This window comes from Arthrobacter sp. P1_H7 (assembly GCF_056405215.1).
The window spans coordinates 299,744-314,470 of record NZ_JBFUCO010000004.1 but is presented as its reverse complement, the minus strand read 5'-3'; the positions used below and the strand labels follow the sequence as shown (position 1 = coordinate 314,470).

At 69.5% G+C, this 14,727-nt stretch carries 15 protein-coding genes; 13 read left to right on the top strand and 2 right to left on the bottom strand.

Annotation, left to right across the window (positions count from 1 at the left end):
- On the top strand, window positions 1–576 hold the full coding sequence (locus AC1DXI_RS05185; protein WP_476937719.1) for a LacI family DNA-binding transcriptional regulator: 576 nt from the start codon (window positions 1–3) through the stop codon (window positions 574–576).
- 6 nt (window positions 577–582) lie between these two features.
- Here the strand turns inward: AC1DXI_RS05185 and AC1DXI_RS05180 are convergent, their stop codons facing one another.
- Window positions 583–1,665 carry a bile acid:sodium symporter family protein gene (locus tag AC1DXI_RS05180; RefSeq protein ID WP_476937718.1) on the bottom strand — a complete coding sequence of 361 codons (1,083 nt, stop codon included), beginning with the start codon at window positions 1,663–1,665 and terminating at the stop codon, window positions 583–585.
- A gap of 228 nt (window positions 1,666–1,893) precedes the next feature.
- Here AC1DXI_RS05180 and AC1DXI_RS05175 point away from each other — a divergent pair, with 228 nt between their 5' ends.
- Entirely contained in the window at window positions 1,894–3,414 is a 1,521-nt protein-coding gene (locus tag AC1DXI_RS05175; protein WP_476937717.1) for a SulP family inorganic anion transporter, read from the top strand.
- A 144-nt stretch (window positions 3,415–3,558) separates the two neighbouring features.
- Window positions 3,559–3,843, top strand: coding sequence for a DUF1540 domain-containing protein (locus AC1DXI_RS05170; RefSeq protein WP_476937716.1), 285 nt, complete (start codon window positions 3,559–3,561; stop codon window positions 3,841–3,843).
- 176 nt (window positions 3,844–4,019) lie between these two features.
- Here AC1DXI_RS05170 and AC1DXI_RS05165 read toward each other — a convergent pair whose 3' ends face one another.
- Window positions 4,020–5,126 carry a GTP pyrophosphokinase gene (locus AC1DXI_RS05165; protein WP_476937715.1) on the bottom strand — a complete coding sequence of 369 codons (1,107 nt, stop codon included), beginning with the start codon at window positions 5,124–5,126 and terminating at the stop codon, window positions 4,020–4,022.
- Window positions 5,127–5,433: 307 nt separating this feature from the next.
- Between AC1DXI_RS05165 and AC1DXI_RS05160 the strand changes: the two genes are divergently transcribed.
- The 10 genes from AC1DXI_RS05160 to AC1DXI_RS05115 all read left to right on the top strand — a co-directional run bounded on the left by AC1DXI_RS05160 (window position 5,434) and on the right by AC1DXI_RS05115 (window position 14,697).
- Window positions 5,434–6,231: an alpha/beta hydrolase gene (locus AC1DXI_RS05160; RefSeq protein WP_026539543.1), complete on the top strand. Its 798-nt coding sequence runs from the start codon at window positions 5,434–5,436 to the stop codon at window positions 6,229–6,231.
- A 161-nt stretch (window positions 6,232–6,392) separates the two neighbouring features.
- Window positions 6,393–7,766, top strand: a complete 1,374-nt coding sequence (nhaA, locus tag AC1DXI_RS05155) for a Na+/H+ antiporter NhaA (RefSeq protein ID WP_476937714.1) — start codon at window positions 6,393–6,395, stop codon at window positions 7,764–7,766.
- Window positions 7,767–7,905: 139 nt separating this feature from the next.
- On the top strand, window positions 7,906–8,208 hold the full coding sequence (locus tag AC1DXI_RS05150; protein ID WP_018774974.1) for a rhodanese-like domain-containing protein: 303 nt from the start codon (window positions 7,906–7,908) through the stop codon (window positions 8,206–8,208).
- A 31-nt stretch (window positions 8,209–8,239) separates the two neighbouring features.
- Window positions 8,240–9,601, top strand: coding sequence for an MBL fold metallo-hydrolase (locus AC1DXI_RS05145; RefSeq protein WP_476937713.1), 1,362 nt, complete (start codon window positions 8,240–8,242; stop codon window positions 9,599–9,601).
- Window positions 9,602–9,703: 102 nt separating this feature from the next.
- A complete protein-coding gene (locus AC1DXI_RS05140; RefSeq protein ID WP_476937712.1) occupies window positions 9,704–10,657 on the top strand; it encodes a carbohydrate kinase family protein in 954 nt (317 codons plus the stop codon).
- A 13-nt stretch (window positions 10,658–10,670) separates the two neighbouring features.
- Window positions 10,671–11,183 carry a YbhB/YbcL family Raf kinase inhibitor-like protein gene (locus AC1DXI_RS05135; protein ID WP_476937711.1) on the top strand — a complete coding sequence of 171 codons (513 nt, stop codon included), beginning with the start codon at window positions 10,671–10,673 and terminating at the stop codon, window positions 11,181–11,183.
- Between the two features lie 160 nt (window positions 11,184–11,343).
- The gene (locus tag AC1DXI_RS05130) at window positions 11,344–12,162 is read left to right on the top strand and encodes an HAD family hydrolase (RefSeq protein ID WP_476937710.1); all 819 of its coding nucleotides are present in this window, start codon (window positions 11,344–11,346) and stop codon (window positions 12,160–12,162) included.
- 181 nt (window positions 12,163–12,343) lie between these two features.
- Entirely contained in the window at window positions 12,344–12,607 is a 264-nt protein-coding gene (locus AC1DXI_RS05125; RefSeq protein ID WP_018774969.1) for a hypothetical protein, read from the top strand.
- Window positions 12,608–12,729: 122 nt separating this feature from the next.
- Entirely contained in the window at window positions 12,730–13,524 is a 795-nt protein-coding gene (locus AC1DXI_RS05120) for a glycerophosphodiester phosphodiesterase family protein (RefSeq protein WP_476937709.1), read from the top strand.
- 48 nt (window positions 13,525–13,572) lie between these two features.
- The gene (locus AC1DXI_RS05115; protein WP_476937708.1) at window positions 13,573–14,697 is read left to right on the top strand and encodes a glycerate kinase; all 1,125 of its coding nucleotides are present in this window, start codon (window positions 13,573–13,575) and stop codon (window positions 14,695–14,697) included.
- Window positions 14,698–14,727: the final 30 nt, after the last annotated feature.

Genomic DNA, 14,727 nt, shown 5'->3' with positions numbered 1-14,727 from the left:
GTGCGGCCTGGATCCAAGCCCACCATCCGCGATGTCGCGCGGACGGCCGGGGTTTCCCTGACCACCGTCTCCTACGTGCTCTCCGGCCGTTCCGGCGGCACCACCCGGATCAGCGAGGCCACCCAGGACCGGGTGCACGCCGCGGTCCGCGAACTTGGCTATGTGGCCAACCGTGCCGCCCAGGGAATGCGCCGGGGCCGGACGGAGCTGGTGGCCGTGGCCGTCGCGGACCTCGAGCAGCCCCGGGGCAGGGCCATCGCCGCGGTGCTGGCCAGGATCCTGCCGGAGCACGGCTACCAGGCGGTCATCCTGCTGGGCGGGAGTTGGCGGCAGTTCATGCTCTCCGGCGGCGCCGACGGCGTGATCCACGCCAGCGAGCCGGAGACGGACGACGATTCCGGGGCCATGGCAGAGCTCGCCGGCCGCGGCACGCCCCAAGTGCTCATCACGGACGACGCCGGGGCCGGCAGCCTCGCCGCCCGGGACGGACACGATGTGGTCCCCGCCGGAACGGAGACCCCCGAAATCCTGGCCGGTCGCGCCGTCACTTTGCTGCTCGAACAGCTGCGGGGCTAGGACCCCTTAGGCTTTCAGCGCGGCGGCCTCCGGTGCTGCGTCCTGCGGTGCCGCTTTCTGCGTTGCGGATTCCTGGGTTGCGGCCTCCCGGATCGGACGCCGGGCCAGCCACGCCGCCACGATCGCGCCGGAGACGTTGTGCCACAGGGAGAAGACGGCCGACGGCAGGGCCGCCAGCGCGCCGAAGTGAGCCGTCGCGAGGGTGGCGGCCAGGCCGGAATTCTGCATCCCGACCTCGAAGGCGAGGGCCCTGCGCGCCTTGTCATCCAGGCGCCCCAGCTTGCCGGCCAGGTAGCCCAGGCCCAGTCCGAAGCCGTTGTGGAGCACCACGGCCAGGAACACGATGCCACCCGCGGCGACGATCTTGCTGGCGCTGCCGGCCACCACAATCGCGACGATCAGGGAAATCACGACGGCGGAGGCCCACGGCAGCGCCGGCAGGACCCTGGCCACGAGCTTCTTGAGGAAGAGGCGGGCCAGCAGGCCGGCGATGACGGGCAGGAGGACGGTCTTGATGATGTCCTGGACCATGCCGCCGGCGTCGATGCTCAGGTACGAGCCGGCCAGGAACAGCACCAGTAGCGGCGTCACGATCGGGGCGATCAGGGTGGACACGGAGGCGACGGCCACGGACAGGGCGACGTCGCCCTTGGCGAGGAACGCCATCACGTTGGAGGCGGTGCCCGACGGCGCGCAGCCCACCAGGATCAGGCCCACCGCAAGTTCCGGCTCAAGGTGGAGGCCGACGGCGATCAGCCACCCGGCCCCCGGCATGATGACGTAGTGCGCCACGATTCCCAGGGCCACAGCCCAGGGGCGCTTGGCCACCGAGGCGAAATCGGGCGGCGTCAGCGTCAGGCCCATGCAGAACATGATGATGCCCAGCAGGAAGGGCACGCTGGGGGCGAGGGGTTTGAACGCCCCGGGGAGAAGGAAGCCGGTGAGCCCGGCCACCACCACCAGGATCGGGAAGACCGTCACCGCGATGCGGGCAATCTTTGCCTCGGCGGCGAGGGCGGGATTGGCCGGGACGTCGGCGGCAGCGCCCGAGTCCCGGGCGGTATTCGGAGTTTTAGTTGCCTCAAGCATCCAAGAATGGTGCCACCGGCGTCCACGGGGTGGCCACTTCGTGACCACCTGTCGGACAAATATGTCAGATTTTAGTGGCCCGTCGGGGGAGCGACTTGGGTAGGCTTTGAGGAGCGGGTGAGCTCCTCACGGCAAGCTCCCTGCCCTGCCCGGTGCGACGCAGCGCCCCCACATTCTTTGAACTCTGAAGGCGTCGTTGTGCCTTCTTGACCACGAACGGAGCCAGCAATGGCCGTCAAAACCGCCGGGGACGCTTCCGCCTTCACGCCCGAGCAACTGCAATCGGTCCGGGGCGCCTTGACGTCCCCGCGCCGGCTCAAGACCGAGGTCCTGGGCGGACTGGTCGTGGCCCTGGCCCTGATTCCTGAGGCGATCGCCTTCTCGATCATCGCCGGTGTCGATCCGCGGATCGGGCTCTTCGTGTCCTTCACGATGGCGGTGACCATTGCCTTCGTCGGCGGGCGCCCGGCGATGATCTCGGCGGCCACCGGTGCCGTCGCCCTGGTGACCGCGCCGCTGGTGAAGTCCCACGGCCTGGATTACCTTGTGGCGGCGGTGATTCTGGCCGGTATTTTCCAGATCGTCCTGGGCCTCTCCGGCGTGGCCAAACTGATGCGCTTTATCCCGCGCTCGGTGATGGTGGGCTTCGTCAACGCCCTGGCCATCCTGATCTTCATGTCGCAGGTGCCCGAGCTGATGGGCGTTCCCTGGCTGGTCTACCCGCTCACCGCGCTGGGCCTGCTGATCGTTTTCGGCCTGCCCAGGCTCACCAAAGCCGTCCCCGCACCCCTCGTGGCCATTGTGGCCCTGACGCTCATCACGGTGACGGCCGCCGTCGTCGTTCCCACGGTGGGGGACAAGGGTGCACTGCCGGACTCGCTGCCCTCATTGTCCCTTCCCAACGTGCCGAACACGTTCGAAACGCTGCAGGTCATCTTCCCGTTCGCACTGGCCATGGCCTTCGTGGGTCTGCTCGAATCCCTCATGACCGCGAAGCTCGTGGATGACATCACGGACACGCGTTCAGCCAAGACCCGCGAGGCCTGGGGGCAGGGCGTGGCAAACATCGTCACCGGATGCTTCGGCGGCATGGGCGGCTGCGCCATGATCGGCCAGACCATGATCAACGTCAAGGCCTCCGGCGCCCGCACCAGGATCTCCACGTTCCTGGCCGGCGTTTTCCTGCTCATCCTCGTGGTGGCCCTCGGAGACATTGTGTCCCTCATCCCGATGGCCGCGCTCGTGGCCGTCATGATTTTCGTCTCGGTCGCCACCTTTGACTGGCACAGCATCCGCCCGGCCACCCTCAAGGCCCTGCCCAAGAGCGAAACCACGGTCATGGCGGCGACGGTGGTGGTCACCGTTGCCACGCACAACCTGGCAGTCGGCGTCGGCGTCGGCGTACTTGTCGCGATGGTCCTGTTCGCCAGGCGGGTGGCCCATTTCGTCACGGTCGAGCGCTCCGTGACGGAGGACGACGGCGGCCGGGCCACGTATCGCGTGAATGGCGAGCTGTTCTTCGCCTCCTCCAATGACCTCTATACCCAGTTCGAGTACGCACTGGACCCGGAACGCGTCGTCATCGACATGCGCGATTCCCACCTGTGGGACGCCTCCACGATCGCCGCTTTGGACGCCATCACGGAGAAGTACCGGCAGCACGGCAAGAGCGTCGACGTCGTGGGCCTGAACCAGGCCAGCGCCCTGATGCGCGAACGCCTGGCCGGCAGGCTCGGCGCCGGGCACTAGCCATAACTCCCACGGACAACTGGCCGGCGCCCGTCCGGGCCGGTATTAGGTCATGCGTTTGGGTCTTTTTGTTTGCCTGGCTGCGGCCTACGGTGGATTTACGGCGCCGCCCGTCCGGGGTGGCCGGAGCTTGGAGGAAATCCAATGACGACGCACGTAGCCGACTGCAGCGTGAGCAATTGCTCCTTCAATGACCACTCGCACTGCAACGCGGCCGCCATTACCGTCGGCGGCGCCGCAGATCACGCCTCCTGCGCGACCTTCATCGACATCGGCGTGCACGGCGGGCTCCCCAAGGTGCTGGCCGACGTCGGCGCCTGCCAGCGTACCGAGTGCACCCACAACGACCATCTGATGTGCAAGGCGTCCGAAGTTCACGTCGGCCCGGGGGTCGACAACGCCGATTGCCTCACCTACTCCCACACGTAGGCCGCACCCGCCGTCCGCGCCCATCGAACCTCCGCTCCGTTGGCGTTGGAATCCACCACTTTTGGGGGCGGCGCCCGGCGTGTCGGGCCGAACCGCCGGCGAATCCCGGCGTCGCTGGTCCAAAGGTGGGGAGAATCGGTGGAGGCAGCGGGCATCCGCAGTTGCAGGCAGGCGCGCTAGCCCTGGGTGAGCCGGTACCGTTCGATCTGCTTGAGCCGCCGCAGGAGGCTGTCGCGCCGGGGGTGCGGGACGGCGTCGGCCGGCTCGGCGGTGAGCTCGATGTGTTCGGTGCCGTACTGCCACAGCAGCAGGTCATCGAGCAGCCGGTCCGGGCCCGGTGAGTAGCGGTGGTCCAGGGCCTTGCGGACTTCGGTGATCCTGTTGGCGCTAAGCAGCCCGGCGAGCTGCATGGTCTGGTTGAGGCCGTGTGCGGCCATGAGCTCCGCGGCCCAGCCCCAGTCGTCGTCAACCTTCCGGTCCACGTGCGGCAGCAGGGTCCGCCAGACGTCGCGGATCCGGTTGGGCGTCAGTTGCGCGGCACCCTCACCGTCCATGTCCCAGTAGCCGCGGACCTCCTCGTAGCGTTCGTGCAGGTCCGAGAACGCGCTCTCCACGGTCTCCAGCATGGCGGCCGTCGCGGTGAACTGGCGGTCGAAGTGCGGGGTCCAGGCCCGCGGGTCCTCGGCCTTGAAGCGGATGTCGTGCTCGATCTCGCTCCAGGCGTGGGCGAAGACGGTCCGGATCTGGCACTCGAAGAAGTAGCTGCCGTTCGGCGGGACGTCCGGGTTGAAGGCCAGCTGGTAGTCCTTGACGGCCTCGTTCTGGATGGTCCGCAGGATCAGGTGCCGGCTGGAGTAGCCGTATGTGCCGGACTCGATCGAGCCGATGTCCTTTTCCCGGTCCCCCCGGCAGTCAAAGAGCTGGCGCTGGCGCTTGATCAGATTCGCCACCACCGCGTTTTCCGCCGGCAGCTTCGTGATCACACGGATTCCCACCATGTCATTCAGGGTCCGGAACGGGTCCGGGAACTTCAGCACAGGTGGCCCGCCCGGCTCCAGCGGTTCCTCAATGCGGGAAATCTTCTCGCGGAAGGATTCAACGGTCTTGGTGCGTCCGGTGACGAACAACGGCGTGACTTCGGTGTCCTTGAGCATGGTCCGCAGCGTGAGCAGGACCTCCCGGGTGACCAGCTTCAGGGCAGGCCGGACCCGCTCGTACAACTCCACGTTCTCCTGCACGGAATCGCGCAGGCTCGCGTCCAAACGGTCCCAGTTGCTCGCCATGGGTCCAGCTTACGGCGCACCACCGACACCGGCCCGCAGGCGGTCACCGCCGGGCATGCCCGCGGGCATTTTCCGCACCAGCGGCACCGGACCGCAGGCGGCCGGCACCGGGCGCCGCCATGAGGCGGTGTGCGGGGGCGCCGCAGAGGCGGCATGCAACATGCTGGGCCTGCGCGGGGCCGCTTGGTGCCCAAGGTAGGCTCAGCACATGGCTGAAATGCGGCGGCGGACTATGATCGCGGCCGCAGCGGCGGTGACTTTGGGGGCAGTCTCCGCCGCCTGTTCACCGGGCCCCAAGGAGGACGCTGTGAAGAGGCACAAGTACCAATATGGCGAGGACCCCAGCCAATGGGGGGAGCTCTTCCTCCCGGAGGTTGCCGCCCCCAAAGGTGTGGTGGTGGTGATCCATGGCGGGTACTGGCGTTCGCAGTACGGCGCAGAACTGGGGGAGCCCCTTGCCAAGGACCTCGCCGCGCACGGCATGGCAGCCTGGAACCTGGAGTACCGGCGGGCCGGCAACGGCGGTGGCTGGCCCAACACGTTCGCCGACGTCCTGGCCGGAATCGACAAGCTCGGTGAACTCGCCGACGAGCACGGGCTGGGACTGGACCGCGTGGTGGCCCTGGGCCACTCGGCCGGCGGCCACCTCGCCGTCTGGGCGGCGGGACGCAGCCGGCTCGCCGGGCTCGGAGCCCCGGACGCGGACCGCCAGTTGATGCGGCGCGGCGACGACGACGGCGCGGTGCAGCTCACCGGCGTCGTCAGTCAGTCGGGAGTGCTCAACCTCGCGGCCGCCGAGCGGCTCAACCTCAGCAACGGCGCCGTCAGCAACTTCCTGGGCGGCTCGTCGGAGAAATATCCCAAACGGCATAAATTCGCGGACCCCATGAGCGCGGTGCCGCTGGGCGTGCCCGTATATGCCGTTCACGGTACGGAGGACGATACCGTCCCCGTGAGCCAGTCGGAGACCTATGCCGGCGCGGCCAAGGCTGCCGGCGCGCCCGTCCAGTTGCTCAAGGTTCCCGGCGACCACTTTGCGCTCATCGATCCGAAGGCGCCCGCGTACCGGAAATGCCGTGAACTCGTGCAGCAGCTGCTGGTCTGAAATCCGGGCGTCGCCAGGCCGGCCCGCCCGCCCCGCCCCCTCGCCCCGCCTGCCGGCGTCCCTGACGGCATCCGCTGGCCGGCGAAAGCGAATAGACTGGAGCGCAGGTGCGCCGGGAAGTCTGGTCGGCATTGTTCCGTCGACCCCATTTTGAGGATCCCATGAGCGCCCTGCCCCCTTCGCCCACACCCCCTTCACCGCATCCGCCTTCGCCGCCCCGCCTCACCATTTTCGGCCGGGGCAGCTACGCCGAGGCCCTGCGGATCGGCGAGATCCTCCGCAAGGAAACCGTGGGCGGCGCGCTGCTGGTCGCCGCGGCGATGGTGGCCCTCATCTGGGCCAACTCCCCGGCCTCGGAGAGCTACTTCGCACTGCGCGACTTCACCGTCGGCTACGCGCCCTGGCACCTTGACCTGAGCCTGGGCGCCTGGGCCGCCGACGGCCTGTTGGCCATTTTCTTCTTCCTGGTGGGGCTCGAACTCAAGCGCGAGTTTGTCGCCGGCGACCTGCGCCAGCCGAGCAAATCGGTGGTTCCGGTGGCCGCCGCCGTGGGCGGTGTGGCCGTTCCGGCACTCATCTACGCGGCCATCAACCTCTCCGGTCCCGAGACACTGCACGGCTGGGCCATTCCCACCGCCACTGACATCGCCTTCGCCGTCGCGGTGCTGGCGCTGATCGGTTCCCACCTTCCCAGTGCGCTGCGGATCTTCCTGCTGACCCTCGCCGTCGTCGACGACCTCCTGGCCATCGCCATCATCGCGATCTTCTACACCAGCGAACTCCACCCCGAGCCGTTGCTGCTGGCCCTGCTCCCGCTGGGCCTCTACACGTTCCTGGCGCACAAATACCGGCGGTTCTTCGGCACGCACGCAGCGGCAGCCTGGGTGATCCTGCTGCCGCTCGGCTTCGCAACGTGGGCACTCGTGCACGCATCAGGCATCCACGCCACCGTGGCCGGGGTCCTGCTCGGATTTGCCATTCCCGTCAAACGCTCGGAGGCCAGCGGCGGGCCCGAAGCCGGCCCGGGCCTGGCGGAGATTTTCGAACACCGGTTCCGCCCGATCTCGGCCGGGATCGCCGTCCCGGTCTTCGCGTTCTTTTCCGCCGGGGTGGTCATAGGCGGCTGGCAGGGCCTCGGCGCCGCCCTGACGGACCCCGTGGCGGTGGGCATCATCGTGGCCTTGGTTGCCGGGAAGCCGGCCGGGATCCTCGGCACCACCTGGCTCATCACCAAGGTCACGCGGGCGCGCCTGGACGGGTCCTTCAAGTGGATCGACGTCTTCGGCCTCTCGGTCCTGGCCGGCATCGGTTTCACGGTCTCGCTGCTGCTGGCCGAATTGAGCTTCGGCCAGGGCACTGCGCATGAAGACCACGCGAAGGTAGGGATCCTCGCGGCCTCCCTGCTCGCCGCGCTCCTCGCCACCACGGTGCTCCGGACACGCAACCAGCAGTACCGGCGGGCGGAGGAGGCGGAACAGGTCGACTCGGACCACGACGGCATCCCGGACGTCTACCAGCAGGACCGCCCAGACTAGGTTGGCAGGCCAGGCCGACGGGCTATATTTGGGGGTGTGGCGGGAGGGGCCGTCCGGAGGGTCGTGATACCCCAAGGGGTATCATGATTGAGCTGGAATACGCGCGCCGGGCCGTCCGGCGCCCGCGAAAGGAACAGGCATGAAGAGCATTTCCGTCAAGGACCTGGCCGCCCTGGGCGACGCCACCGAAATCATCGATGTCCGTGAGGAAGACGAATACGTCGCCGTCCGCGTTCCCGGCGCCCGGAGCATCCCGCTCTCACGGTTTGTCCAGTCCCTCGCCGAGGTTCCGGCCAGCGGCACTGTCTACGTCATGTGCGCCGCCGGGGGCCGCAGCGCCCAGGCCGCCACCTACCTGGAGGACCAGGGATACGACGCCGTCAACGTCACCGGCGGGATCATGAAGTGGCAGGACGAGGGACACCCCGTCAACCGGGGCTGACCTTAACGGGGCTGACCTCACCGGAGGGACCATGGAAGTCATCGTCATCGAGACCCCGCAGCTCGGGGACCGCAGCTACCTGGTCCACGACGGCTCGGTGGCGCTGGCGATCGACCCGCAGCGCGACACGGACCGTATCGAGGCGGCCGCCCGCGACGCCGGGGTAGCCATCACGCACGTGGCCGAAACGCACCTGCACAATGACTACATCACCGGCGGGCTGATCCTCGCCCGGGTCCACGGCGCCCGCTACCTCGTGAACGCCGCCGACGCTGTCGGGTTCGAGCGCACTCCCGTCGCCGACGGCCAAAGGGTCCGCGTGGGCTCGCTTACGGTCAGGGCGGTCGCCACGCCGGGCCACACGCATACCCACCTGTCGTTCATCGTGGACGACGGCGCGAAGCAGGCCGTCTTCTCGGGCGGCAGCCTCCTGTACGGCTCGGTGGGCCGCACGGACCTTGTTGCCGAGGCGGACACGGTTGGCCTGACCCACGACCAGTACGCCTCGGTCCGGCGCCTCGCAGCCGAGGCCGGCCCTGACGCCGCGCTGTTCCCTACCCACGGATTCGGCTCGTTCTGCTCCTCCGGACCCGCCAGCGGCGCCCGGTCCTCCACCATCGGTGAGCAGCTTGCCGCGAACCACGCCCTGACGGACCCCGATGAGGACCACTTCGTCCGCCAGCTCATCGCCAACCTCACGGACCACCCCTCCTACTACGCGCACATGAGCCCGGCCAATGTCCGGGGCCCGGGCCCTGCGGAGCTGGCCGTTCCGGCATCGCTCGATGCCGCCGAACTCACCCGGCGCCTGGACGACGGCGAGTGGGTGGTGGACCTGCGCCGGCGCGTGGCGTTCGCCAACAGCCACCTCAAGGGCAGCGTCAGTTTTGAGTATGGCTCCGGCTCCAGTTTCACCACCTATCTCGGCTGGGTGCTGCCGTGGGGCGAACCGCTGACCCTGGTGGGTTCGCGGGAAGACATTGAGAGCGCCATCCGCGACCTCTCCCGGATCGGCATCGAATCTCCCGATGCCGCCGTCGGAACCGAGCCGCACGCCCTCGCCCCGCAGGCCGGCCTTGCCTCCTACCCGCGCGTGGGCTGGGACGGCGTGCTCGCCGGCCGGGCGGCTGAGGACACCGTGCTGGACGTGCGCCGGGCCGACGAATTCGCCGCCGCCCGCGTGGTGGGGGCGGTCAACGTGCCGCTGCACGAGCTGTTGCTGCGCCTCGGGGACATTCCCGCCGGGAAACTCTGGGTGCACTGCGGTTCCGGGTACCGTGCCGGGACCGCCGCCAGCCTCCTGCAGCGGGCAGGCCGGGACGTGGTCCACATCGACGCCCGGTTTGCCCACGCCGCGTCCGCCGGGATCGCGCTGGACACCACCGCGGCTTGAGTGCCGGCGTCCCGGCATCGCCGGCAATGACGCCAGCACGTCGGATGCGGGCGGTGCGCGCAACACACGGCACCGGAGCGCATTCTCTGGCAGAGTATGGTCATGCTCACAGTTATTGGCGAGGGGCTGGTTGATGTAGTCCAGCGGTCCTCCGGCGTCCAGGCCCATGTCGGCGGCAGCCCCCTCAACGTGGCGGTGGGTCTGGCGCGGCTGGACCATCCGGTCCAGTTCATCGGCCGCTACGGCCGCGACGCCTATGGTGAGGCCCTGGCCGCGCACCTGAAGTCGAGCTCCGTGCTGCTCCCGGTGGGACCCGACGAGCTGCCCACCAGTGTGGCCGCCGCCCTGATCGACGACGCCGGCGCCGCCACCTACACGTTCGACCTCGCCTGGGAGCTTCCCGGCGTCGCGGCGCGCCTGCCGTTCCTGCTCCAGGGAACCACGCTGCTGCACACCGGTTCGATCGCCACCATGCTGGCGCCCGGCGCCGCCGAGGTGTTTGCCGCCGTCGAGCGTGCCCACCCGTCCGCCACCATCAGCTTTGACCCCAATTGCCGTCCCAGCATCATCCCGGACGTGGACTACGCCCGCGGGCAGGCCGAAAAGTTCGTGCGCCTCGCGGACGTTGTGAAAGCCTCCGACGAGGACCTCGAATGGCTCTACCCGGGGGTTGACCCACTGGACTCGGCCCGCCGCTGGCAGGCGCTGGGCGGCTCCGAAGGGCCGGCAATGGTGGTGGTGACCCGCGGCAGCAAGGGGCCATGGGGCATCAACGCCGCAGGTGAGGCGCAGTTCCCCGCCCCCGAGATCAGCGTCGCCGACACAGTCGGGGCCGGGGATTCCTTCATGGCCGCGCTGCTGTCCGCCGTGGTGGATCTGGGCCTGGACGGGGCACAAAACCGCAAGGGCCTGCGCGAACTCTCCGCCGAAAGCCTCCGCGATCTCCTCGCCCATGCCTCCCGGGCAGCGGCGGTCACCGTGTCCCGCGCCGGCGCGAACCCGCCCACGCGCGCGGAGCTGGTACGGATGGAAATGGGGGCCCAGCCCCTGCAGTGAACGAAAGGCAGCCATGACACGCCACGATGTTCCGGTGTTCCCCGTCCGCAGTGAATCCTTCGCGGACGGCCAGACGCTCCCGGCTGCCCAGCGCAGCGGCAAAATGCGCGCCGGCGGCCAGGACGAATCCCCGCAGCTGAGCTGGAGCGGCGTCCCGGCCGGCACCAAGGGCTACGCAGTGACCATGTTCGACCCCGACGCCCCGGGCCACGGCGGATTCTGGCACTGGGCCGTGCTGGACATCCCCGCCGACGTCACCTCGCTGCCGGCAGGAGCGGGCGCCGAGGGCGGCCGGCTCCTTCCCCCGGGCGCCATCCAGTTGAGGAACGACGGCGGGTTCCACGGCTACCTGGGCGCCGCGCCGCCTCCCGGACACGGACCGCACCGGTACGTCATTACCGTCCACGCGCTCGACATCGCACCGTCCGGACTCAACGAGCACACCGCTCCGGGCAGCCTGGAAGCGAAGCTGTCGCGGCACACGCTGGGCCGGGGCACGCTGACCGGCATCTTCGAACGTCACTGAGCACGCCCCCACCGGTGCCGCCGTCGCCGTCGGGCTCGCCGGAACCTCTCCAGTTCGCCGTGATTGTCCGGCGAACCCGACGCGGTCCGGCGGTCTCGGCGAACACCTCGGCGAATGCGGCCGCGAGGGCCGGCCGTCCCGGCGCACGTAGACTGGCACTATGCGGCTGGTAGCAAGTGACATTGACGGAACGATCCTCGGCCATGACGGCAAAATCAGCGGCCGGACCGTCCGCGCGTTCCACGCCTGCCGCGACGCGGGGCTGGAACTGGTGTTCGTCACCGGACGGCCGCCGCGCTGGCTCCACCCCCTGCAGGACCAGCTGGGGCACACCGGAACGGTCATCTGCTCCAACGGCGCCGTCGTGTGGGACCTCGAGGCGGACCGCCTGCTCTCGGCGCGGACACTGGAGCTCGACGCCATGTTCGAGGTCCGCCGCATCATCAAGCGGCTGCGTCCGTCCGCGCTGTTTGCCGCCGAAACCCTGACCGGCTTCCATCTGGAACCGGGCTTTATCGAAAACGGCTCGAGCGAACTGCTCGCGGAATTCACCCCTGCCCCGCTTCACACCACCCTCGCCGAGGGTGACGCCGTGGCGAAGTTCCTGGCCATTGTCCGCGAAGGGACCGCCGACGAGTTCCTGGCCGAGGTGACGCCCGCGGTCGCCCATCTGGCCGCCGCGACGCACTCGGCGCCGAACATGGCCCTCCTCGAGCTCTCCCTGCCCGGCGTGAACAAGGCCGTGGCCCTGGCTGAATATGCGGCGTCCCTCGGCATCGGCGCCGCGGACGTGGTGGCATTCGGGGACATGCCCAACGACATCGAGATGCTTCGCTGGGCCGGGCACGGCTACGCGATGGCCAGCGGCCACCCGGAAGCCATCCGGGCCGCCGGCCGGCAGGCCCCGCACTTCGACGACGACGGCGTCGCCCAGATCCTCGAGTCCAAGCTCGCCGAACTCGGCGTCCGGCTGCCCTAAAACACGTCCCTCGTCCCCGGCTCAGTTCCCCGGCCCGGCCCTCGCCCCCGGCCAGGTCCCCACGCCTGCCGGCTCAGTTCCCCGCGGACACCGGATTCCCAGCAAACGGTCAACTGGTGTTCACCTTTGCCTCCTAGGCTGGAAGCTCGCGACGAAACGTTTGACCGATTGTGGGGACATCATGGCCAGGCACCGCATCAACAACACAGACGAACAACCCCTGCACCCGGCGGAACCGGACCGGCACTGGAGGCAGTTGCGCCAGGGCGACCGCGTCAGCGTCCGGCTCGCACCGGGCTTTGAGACCGGCGGCCTTGTGGACGCCGTGACGGCGGACCACAGCGTGGTCTGGGTCGACCTCGACGGCGGCCGCGGACGCACGCTGCTCCACTGCAGCGACGGCGTCGAAATCCGCCAGCAGACTCCTGACACCCCGTCCCGCTGAGGCCCGTTAACCGGACCCGATGAGCCCGCCGGCCAACCCGGCCCAACCCCATGCCGTCAGATCGAGGCTCGGGTACGCTTCAGGAGTGACTGACCTGCACCCCTACTTCGCCCCTCGCGGCAATGGCGGCGGCGCCCCCKGGCCGGGCCCCGGGCGGCTCCCGGGCGCCGCTGGCGCTGGCCCACCGGGGTTTCTCGCTGGACGGGCTGGAGAACTCGATGGCCGCGTTCCGCGCCGCCGTCGACCTCGGGTTCCGGCATCTGGAGACGGATGTGCACACCACGGCCGACGGCGTGTTGGTGCTCTTCCACGACAAGACCCTGGACCGGATCACGGAGGGCCGGGGCCAAATCGCGGACCTTCCGGCCTCAACCGTTGCCCTGGCCAGGATCGGCGGGACCGAACCGATCCCGCGGTTCGATGAGCTGATCGCGGCCTTCCCGGACGTCCGGCTCAATATCGACGTCAAGGACTGGAACTCCGTGGGCACCCTGGCGTCGGCGATCGAACGCCACGGACTGCACGACCGCGTGCTGGTGGCCAGTTTCTCGGACCGGCGGCGCCGCGCAGTGCTGAAGCAGCTGAGCCGTCCCGCCGCCAGCTCCGCCGGCATCGTGTCCAACGCCGTGTTCGTCCTGCTGGGCCCCGTGCTGCCTGCGCCGCTGATGTCCGCCGTGGTGCGCCGGGCACTGCGCGGAGTCAACGCCCTCCAGGTCCCCGTCCGCTACGGCGCCGTGCCCGTGGTGACGCCCGGCTTCATCCGGCGGGCACACCGGCACGGGCTGCAGGTCCACGTGTGGACAGTCAACGAGCCCGCGGAAATGCACCGCCTGCTGGACCTTGGCGTCGACGGGATTGTCACGGACCGCGCGGACCTGCTCAAGGCGGTCCTCCAGGAGCGCGGGACCTGGGCCTAGGCACCGCGTCGCTGCACGCCGGCGCCACGGGACTGGCAGGATAGAACCATGCGCATCCTCATCGCCCCGGACAAGTTCAAGGGCTCCCTGACCGCCGTCGAAGCCGCCGCCGCCATTGCCGAAGGCGCCCTGCGGGTCTACCCCGACGCCGAAGCCATCCAGTTTCCGGTGGCCGACGGCGGCGAAGGGACCCTCGAGGCGGCCGTCGCAGCCGGCTACGAGGAACGGCTCAACGCGGTCGTCGGCCCCATCCTGGCCCCGATCGGTGCCGCGTGGGCCATCCGGGCGGACGCCTTCGGCGGGGCCACCGCGGTGATTGAAACGGCGCAGGCCTCAGGGCTGGCGCACATGGAGCCCACACCGGCCAATGCGCTGCGTGCCCACAGCTATGGCTGCGGCCAGCTGATCGCCGCCGCGCTGGACGCCGGTGCCACGGAAATCGTGCTGGGCGTGGGCGGCTCGGCCATGAGCGACGGCGGCAGCGGCGCCCTCCGCGCCCTCGGGCTCAAGCCGCTGGACACCGCCGGCAACGTGGTGCCCCTCGGCGGCGGATCGCTCGCCGACGTCGCGACCGTGGACATCAGCGGCCTCGACCCGCGGCTGGCCGGGGTGAAGTTCAGGATAGCCGTCGACGTCCAAAACCCGCTGTACGGCAGCGACGGCGCGGCACACGTGTTCGGGGCGCAAAAAGGCGCCGACGCCGATGCGGTGGAGCTGCTCGACGCCGGCCTGCGCAACTGGGCCTCGGTCCTGCGCGAGACGACCGGCCGGGACGTCAACGTGCCCGGCGCCGGGGCGGCCGGCGGGTTCCCCGCGTCGTTCCTGGCCTTCAGCACGGCCGCCCTGGAAGGCGGCTTCGAGCTGGTGGCGGGCCTCACCGGGCTGGACGCGAAACTCGCGGTGGCCGATTTGGTCATCACCGGAGAAGGCTCCATGGACAGCCAATCGCTGACAGGCAAGGCGCCGATCGCCCTCGCCGATGCCGCCCAGGCCCTTGGCATTCCGGTGATCGTGGTGGCCGGCCGGATCCTCGTCACCCCGGAGGACCTTGCCCGTCACGGCGTGGTGGCCGCGGCGCAGCTGCTGGACGTCGCCGGCAGCCCGCAGGACGCAGTAGCTAACGCCGCAAAGTACCTTACCTGGGTCACCAGCCAGGTCCTCGAAGGCGCCTGACGCCCCTGCTGGCCGGCTGCCCTGCCGGCC